Here is a 6797-nt window from a genome sequence, read left to right on the forward strand (position 1 = left end):
TTTCTTGTTGTGGTTTACCGTGGCGGGGGGTTATCGGGGGTGGGGGTGGGGGGGGGGGGGGCCCCCCCCCCCCCACCCCCCACGGCCGGACTTCCCACTCCTCACGGCCGGACTTCCTACTCCGCCCGGCCGAACACCACCCGCAGCACCTCCCGGGCCAGCTCCTCCACGTCCGCCCCGGCCCCGCTCTCCGGCAGGGCGCCGTTCAGCCAGAGGCTCGCGAAGCCGTGCGCCAGTGACCACGCGGCGATGGTCGTCGCCCGGTCGGGCCGCTCCCCCCGGGACAGCTCCCGGCCGCTGGCCGCGAGCACCGCCCCCGCGCGCTCACGCGCCAGTGCCATCTCCGGGTCGTCCGCCCGGTACAGCTCCGGCCGGAACATCACCTCGAAGTACGCCCGGTGGTCCACCGCGAACCGCACGTACGCCACCCCGGACCCGTACGGATCCCCCGCCGCCCGCTCCAGCGCGTCCGCGAACAGCTCGAAGCCCTCCGCCGCCACCGCCGTCAGCACCCCCGCCTTGTCGCCGAAGTGGTGCGCCGGCGCCGCGTGCGAGACCTCCGCCCGGCGTGCCAGCTCCCGCAGGCTCCAGCCGGACGGCCCGGACTCCGTGATCGCCGCGATCGCGGCGTCCAGCACGGCCCGCCGCAGATTCCCGTGGTGGTAGCTCTCGGCCCTGCCCATGGCACATCCCTCTCGTCGGCGACCCCCCGAGCATATCTAGGCATTGACAAGTTTGCTCGCCCGGGCCAATCTTTCCAGTGACAAGATTGACCAGCGACAAGCTTGGAGAGTCCGCCATGGCCCCCCTCATCGCCCTTCTCGGTGGCTTCGCCGTCCTCCGCCTGCTCGGGCTCCTCGCCGTCGACACCCTCGACGCCTGGCAGCCCGCCGTGCGCGGCGCGCTCGCCCTGATGTTCGTCACCACCGGCGTGCCGCACTTCCTGCCCGCCTTCCGGCGCGACTTCGTCGCGATGGTCCCGCCGGTGCTCCCCCGCCCCGAACTGCTCATCACGCTCACCGGCGTCCTCGAACTGGCCGGTGCCGCCGGGCTCCTCGTCCCGCCGCTCGCCCCCTACGCCGCCGCCGGACTCGCCCTGCTGATGCTCGCGATGTTCCCCGCCAACGTGCACGCCGCCCGCACCGGCGGCACCCTCGCCGGGAAGCCGGTCACCCCGCTGCCCGCGCGCACCGCGCTGCAGGTGCTGTTCGTCGCGGCCGCGGTCGCGGCGGCGCTCTGAGCAGCGCACCGGAGCACCGCACCGGAGCGGGGGGCCGGCGGGCCCGGAAACGCGCGGACGCGGCCCGCTCGAGCTGCGGGCCGCGTCCGAATGCGAGAAGGGGTGAGCCCTTACTCCACGATGCCGGACTTGGCGATGGTGACCTTGGCCTTGGTGCGGCCGCTCTGCGAGCCGAGGCCCTCGATCTTCTGCACCAGGTCCAGGCCCTCGACGACCTCGCCGAAGACGACGTGCTTGCCGTCCAGCCAGTCGGTGACGATGGTGGTGATGAAGAACTGCGAGCCGTTGGTGTTGCGGCCCGCGTTGGCCATCGAGAGCTGGCCCGGCTTGGTGTGCTTGAGGTCGAAGTTCTCGTCCGCGAACTTCTCGCCGTAGATGCTCTTGCCGCCGGTGCCGTCACCGCGGGTGAAGTCACCGCCCTGGAGCATGAAGCCCGGGATGACGCGGTGGAACGACGAGCCCTCGTAGCCGAAGCCGTGCTGGCCGGTGGCGAGCTCGCGGAAGTTCTGCGCGGTCTTCGGGACGACGTCGTCGAAGAGCGTGAAGACGATCCGGCCGGCCGGCTCGTCGTTGATGGTGATGTCGAAGAAAACGTTGGAACCCATGCAGGGATCATGGCATGCCGGGCGCCCCGTCGCGCGGCACACCCCCCGACGACCGGGCCGGAGCCGGACTTCCCCGACCGGAGCCGACCGCCCGGATCGCCGTCGGACGCCCCGGGACAGCCGCACCGCCCGCTACGCCGCCCGGTGGGCCAGCAGGTACGCCTGCGGGGTCCGCTCGTCGGGTTCCGGTTCGCGGACCAGGCGGGTGGTGACCGTCAGGCCGGCCGCCCCGGCGAGCGCCTCGATCCGCTCCGGCCGCCCGCGACGGAAGTCCAGGGCGACGGGGCGGCCGAAGGGCCGCTCGAGCCGCAGGACGTCGTCCCCCACCTGGAAGGCCAGCAGCAGCGGGGCGCCGGGGGCCAGGACGCGGTGGAACTCCGCGAACACCCGCGGGAGTTGTCCGGCGGGGGTGTGGATGATCGAGTACCAGGCGACGGCGCCGGCCAACTCGCCGTCACGGTAGGGCAGATCGAGCAGGGACCCGGTCGCGAAGGGAATCGCCGGGTGGGCGGCACGAGCCAGTTCGACCATGCGCGGGGAGAGGTCGAGACCGGAAACGTCCAGGCCGAACCCGGCCAGGTGGCCGGTGATCCGGCCCGGACCGCAGCCCAGGTCGGCGACCCGGCCGCCGCCGGCCGTCGTCACCAGTTCGGCGAACACCCCGAGCAGGGCGCGGTCCCAGGGCATCGCGGCCAGCGCGTCGCGGTAGCGGTCGGCGTAGTCGGCGGCGACGGCGTCGTAGAACGTCCGTGCGGCGGTGAGGAATTCGGGCTCGGCAGTGGTCACGGCGACCGACCCTACCGGGGGCACTGCGCCGGATGCGGCAGGGGTGGTGGCGGTGATCGACCGAGCCGGACCGGAGGAAGCGCGCGGCTACGACTAGACGGCGGCCGGCGGAACGATCAACTCGAACGGATCACCGAGGTGACGGCCCGCCGTGCGTGCTAGAACCGTCGGCGACAGTGAACGCTCACCCGCGATCACCGTCACCCGCACCGTGCACCCACCGGCAACTCCTCCGACCGAAGGAGAACCATGTCCGTCGCACGAACCGTCCGTTCCGTCCGCAACGCCCTGCTGGCGGTCCTCGCCGCAGTGGCGCTGATGCTCTCCGGCGCGGTCACCGCCACCAACGCCTCCGCCACCACCACGGGGCTGGACGGCAGCTGGGCCTGCTCCGTCCCGGCCGGCTACGTCTACGACCAGGTGTCCATGAACCGCAGCTGCAGCGGCGGCGGCACCTGGAACTCGCCGCAGTTCCACCTGCGCACCCCGGTCGACGGGCTGACCGCCTGTATGAGCGCTCCGGGCTTCGTCTACGACAACATCACCTGGGGCCTGTCCTGCAGCCAGCAGTCCGGCGTGACCTCGAACATGTACCACCTGCGCACCCCGTACGACGGCCTCACCGCCTGCGTCGGCACCCCCGCCTTCACCTACGACTACGTCAGCTACACCTCCGGGTGCAGCCTGAACCAGGGCGTCCAGGCCACCACCTTCCACCTCCGCACCCCGCGCAACGGCCTCTGGGCCTGTGACGTCCCCCGCGGCTGGACCTACAGCACCACCACCTCGAACCTGGACTGCGCCACCATCCGCGGTGTGCCGACCACCAAGTTCCTGCTGGTCGGCTGAGCCCGCGCCGGGGCCGGCCCGGCCCCGGGACGACGAACGGCGGGCGACCCGGCGGCGGCCGGGTCGCCCGCCCGTCCCTTCAGGACAGCTCCAGCTCCGCGACCGCCTGGTCCCCGCTGAACTCCCCGGTCGGGCGGAAGCCGAGACGCTCGTAGAACCCCGCCGGGCCGTCCTCCCCCGGCACATAGGTGACCGTGACCCGGCTGCCGCCGCGGCGGCGGATCTCCGCGGCGACCTGCTCCACGGCGAAGCGGCCGTAACCCTTGCCCTGGATGCCGGCGGCGATGTTGAGGCGCCAGAGTCCGGAGCGCGGCAGGTCGCCCGGCCGGTCCGGGTAGAAGGTGACGTCGAAGAACGCCATCACGAAGCCGACCGGCCGGTCGCCGTCGTAGACCAGCCTCGGCCAGGCCGTCGCGCCGTGCGCGTACGCCTCGGCCAGCGACTTGGCCACCGGGGCGACCAGGTGCGCCTGGTCCGGACGGACCTCCAGCTCCAGCGCGGCGTCGATGTTGTTCGGGGTGACGGGTTCGAGCCGCAGGGCGGCCGGGGCTGCGGGCAGCGCGGATTCCGTGGACATGCCGGTCAGAGTAGTGAGTGCCCGCCCGCCGGTCTCCCTGATTTCCCGCCGCCCCGCCGCCCCGGCGGCCCGGCGGCCCGGGTCCCGGAGCCCGGAGCCCGGAGCCCGGAGCCCCGCGCACTGCCTCACGGCGCGGCCGTGAACACCAGCGAGGCGTTGTGCCCGCCGAAACCGAAGGCATTGGTGAGCACCGCCCCGACCGGCCCCCGGCGAGCGGCCCCCGTGACCACGTCCAGCCCGACCGCCGGGTCCTGCCGCTCCAGGTTGCGGGTGGGCGGCACGATGCCCTCGCGCAGCGCGAGGACCGAGGCGAGCGCCCCCAGCGCGCCCGCCGCGCCGAAGAGGTGGCCGGTCATCGACTTGGTGGCGGTCACCACCGGGTGGGAGCCGATCGCCGCGGTGACCGACTCCGCCTCGGTCCGGTCGCCGAGCTGGGTGGAGGTGGCGTGGGCGTGGACGAGCCCGATGTCCCGCGGCGACAGCCCCGCCCCGGACACCGCCCGGCGGATCGCCCGGACCTGCCCCTCGGCTGCGGCCGCGGTGATGTGGTGGGCGTCCGAGGTGACGGCCGCGCCGGCCAGCACGGCGTGGGCGCGGGCCCGGCGCGCGGCGGCGAAACCGGCCCGCTCCAGCACCACGACGGCCGCGCCCTCGCCGATCACGAAGCCGTCCCGGTCGACGTCGAACGGCCGGGAGGCCCGGCCGGGCTCGTCGTTGCGCAGCGAGTGGGCCCGGGCCTGGGCGAAACCGGCCAGGGTCAGCGGACAGACGCACGCCTCGGCGCCGCCCGCCACCACCACATCGGCCCGGCCGAGCCGGATCAGGTCCAGGCCGAGGGCGATCGCCTCGGCCCCGGACGCGCAGGCGCTCACCGGGGTGTGCGCGCCGGCCCGGGCGCCGAGTTCGATCGAGACCCAGGCGGCCGGACCGTTGGCCATCAGCATCGGCACGGTGTGCGGGGACACCTTGCGGACGCCGGAGGCCTCGAGGACGTCGTCCTGGCCGAGCATGGTGAGCGCGCCGCCGGTGCCCGTGCCGATCACCACGGCCAGCCGCTCACCGTCCACCTCGGGACGGCCGGCATCGGCCCAGGCCTGGCGGGCGGCGACCAGCGCGACCTGTTCGCAGCGGTCGAGCCGCCGGGCCAGGACCCGGTCCAGCACCTCGGTCGGCTCGACCGCGAGCTGCCCGGCGATCCGGACCGGGAGCCGGGCCGCCCAGTCGGCCGCGATCGGCCGGACGCCGGTGTCGCCGGCCACCATCGCCGCCCAGGTCGAGGGGACGTCGCCGCCGAGCGGAGTGGTCGCCCCGAGACCGGTGACCAGCACCGGCTCGGGGGCGACGGCTCGGGACGCGTGGTTGTCGGTACCCATCGAAGGAACTCCCTGACTCGTGCGGGACTGTGGGGTGGCCACAACTCCCCGCACCGGTCAGCACGGGGACTTTCGCCACACCGGCCACACTGTCACGGCCCTGATGGGCATTCAGGTGTGTCAGCCAACCGATTCGAACACCGTGGGATTGGAGGAAGTCAACAGGTCCTCGCTAGGCGTCAAAGTCGGTGGAACGGCCCACCGACTCCCAGCCGCGGAGCTCCTCGACGGACGCCTCCAGACTGCCGAGCACGGCGTCGACGGCGTCGCTGCCGAGCGGCAGCCGCAGTGGGGTCCGCTCGGCGGCCAGGGCGGCCAGGATCGCGGCGGCCGCCCGCTCCGGGTCGCCGAGCTGCTTTCCCGCGACCTCCGGCAGCCCCTCGCGGACCGGCCCGACGATCCCGTCGTAGACGGGCAGGGCGGTGGCGAAGGCGAGCGCGCCCCGCTCGGCGAAGGAGGTCCGGAAGGAGCCCGGCTCGACGATCAGCACCTTGACGCCGAAGCCCGCCACCTCCGCGGCCAGCGCCTCGGACAGGCCCTCCAGGGCGAACTTGGTCGCCGAGTAGGCCCCGATGCCCGGGAAGCTCAAGCGGCCGCCCATGCTGGACATCTGGACCACGGCACCCGATCCGCGTTCCCGCATGTGCGGCAGGACGGCCCGGGTGAGCGCGACCGGACCGAAGAAGTGCAGGTCCATGTGGTCGCGCAGCTCGCGGTCGGTGTACTCCTCGACGGCGCCGACCAGACCGCGGCCGGCGTTGTTGACCAGGACGTCGATCCGGCCGTACCGCTCCACGGTGTCCGCCACCACGGCGGCGATCCGGTCGTGGTCGGTGACGTCCAGTCGGACGGGCACCAGTCGGCCGGGGTGCGCCCCGGCCGACTCGGCCAGGGTCTCGGTCCGCCGGACCGCGGCCACCACGGTGTCGCCGGCGGCGAGCGCGGCCCCGGCGAGGGCCAGTCCGAAGCCGGAGTTGGCCCCGGTGATCAGCCAGACCCGGCCGGCGGGGATGTCGGTCGACGTGTCGCCCATGCGTGCGTTCCTCCCGTGATCGTCTTCCCGGCAGGGAAGTTGACGATCACTTCTACGGCGCCGGCGGACCGGGCGTCGAGGAAAAATGCGTCCCGGCCGGAACGGCGTCCCGGCCGGCAGGACGTCCCGGCCGGACCGGCCGCCGCGACGCCGGGAGCCCCCGGCCGGGTCGTGCTCGGCCGGGGGCTCCCGGGGTGTCCGCGCGGGAGGGCGCGGACCGTGCTTTCCGGCGGATCCGGGCTACGGCAGGTTGCGGGCCATCACGATGCGCTGGATCTGGTTGGTGCCCTCGTAGATCTGCGTGATCTTCGCGTCCCGCATCATCCGCTCCAAC

At 73.8% G+C, this 6797-nt stretch carries 9 protein-coding genes; 2 read left to right on the forward strand and 7 right to left on the reverse strand.

Features of this window, described 5'->3' with window-relative positions; genetic code table 11:
• Positions 1 to 116: 116 nt before the first annotated feature.
• Positions 117 to 683, reverse strand: a complete 567-nt coding sequence (locus tag ACIPYS_RS39970) for a TetR/AcrR family transcriptional regulator (RefSeq protein ID WP_400755525.1) — start codon at positions 681 to 683, stop codon at positions 117 to 119.
• Positions 684 to 799: 116 nt separating this feature from the next.
• Here ACIPYS_RS39970 and ACIPYS_RS39975 point away from each other — a divergent pair, with 116 nt between their 5' ends.
• A complete protein-coding gene (locus ACIPYS_RS39975) occupies positions 800 to 1240 on the forward strand; it encodes a DoxX family protein (protein ID WP_400755527.1) in 441 nt (146 codons plus the stop codon).
• Between the two features lie 110 nt (positions 1241 to 1350).
• On the opposite strand, the gene ACIPYS_RS39980 is transcribed toward ACIPYS_RS39975, so the two are convergent.
• Positions 1351 to 1845, reverse strand: a complete 495-nt coding sequence (locus ACIPYS_RS39980) for a peptidylprolyl isomerase (RefSeq protein ID WP_400755529.1) — start codon at positions 1843 to 1845, stop codon at positions 1351 to 1353.
• 132 nt (positions 1846 to 1977) lie between these two features.
• The gene (locus tag ACIPYS_RS39985; RefSeq protein WP_400755531.1) at positions 1978 to 2631 is read right to left on the reverse strand and encodes a class I SAM-dependent DNA methyltransferase; all 654 of its coding nucleotides are present in this window, start codon (positions 2629 to 2631) and stop codon (positions 1978 to 1980) included.
• 249 nt (positions 2632 to 2880) lie between these two features.
• Here ACIPYS_RS39985 and ACIPYS_RS39990 point away from each other — a divergent pair, with 249 nt between their 5' ends.
• Positions 2881 to 3480 (forward strand): hypothetical protein, encoded by a 600-nt coding sequence (locus ACIPYS_RS39990; RefSeq protein WP_093861847.1) that lies wholly within the window; start codon positions 2881 to 2883, stop codon positions 3478 to 3480.
• Positions 3481 to 3559: 79 nt separating this feature from the next.
• On the opposite strand, the gene ACIPYS_RS39995 is transcribed toward ACIPYS_RS39990, so the two are convergent.
• The 4 genes from ACIPYS_RS39995 to ACIPYS_RS40010 all read right to left on the reverse strand — a co-directional run.
• A complete protein-coding gene (locus tag ACIPYS_RS39995) occupies positions 3560 to 4057 on the reverse strand; it encodes a GNAT family N-acetyltransferase (protein ID WP_400755533.1) in 498 nt (165 codons plus the stop codon).
• A 125-nt stretch (positions 4058 to 4182) separates the two neighbouring features.
• Complete coding sequence (locus tag ACIPYS_RS40000) at positions 4183 to 5430, reverse strand: beta-ketoacyl-[acyl-carrier-protein] synthase family protein (protein WP_400755535.1); 1248 nt, start codon at positions 5428 to 5430, stop codon at positions 4183 to 4185.
• A gap of 172 nt (positions 5431 to 5602) precedes the next feature.
• Positions 5603 to 6463, reverse strand: a complete 861-nt coding sequence (locus ACIPYS_RS40005) for an oxidoreductase (protein ID WP_400755537.1) — start codon at positions 6461 to 6463, stop codon at positions 5603 to 5605.
• A 240-nt stretch (positions 6464 to 6703) separates the two neighbouring features.
• Positions 6704 to 6797: acyl-CoA dehydrogenase family protein (locus tag ACIPYS_RS40010; RefSeq protein WP_350554586.1), on the reverse strand; the 94-nt coding region annotated here is incomplete at its 5' end.

This window comes from Kitasatospora sp. NPDC089913 (genome assembly GCF_044748625.1).
In the GTDB taxonomy this organism is placed as follows: domain Bacteria; phylum Actinomycetota; class Actinomycetes; order Streptomycetales; family Streptomycetaceae; genus Kitasatospora.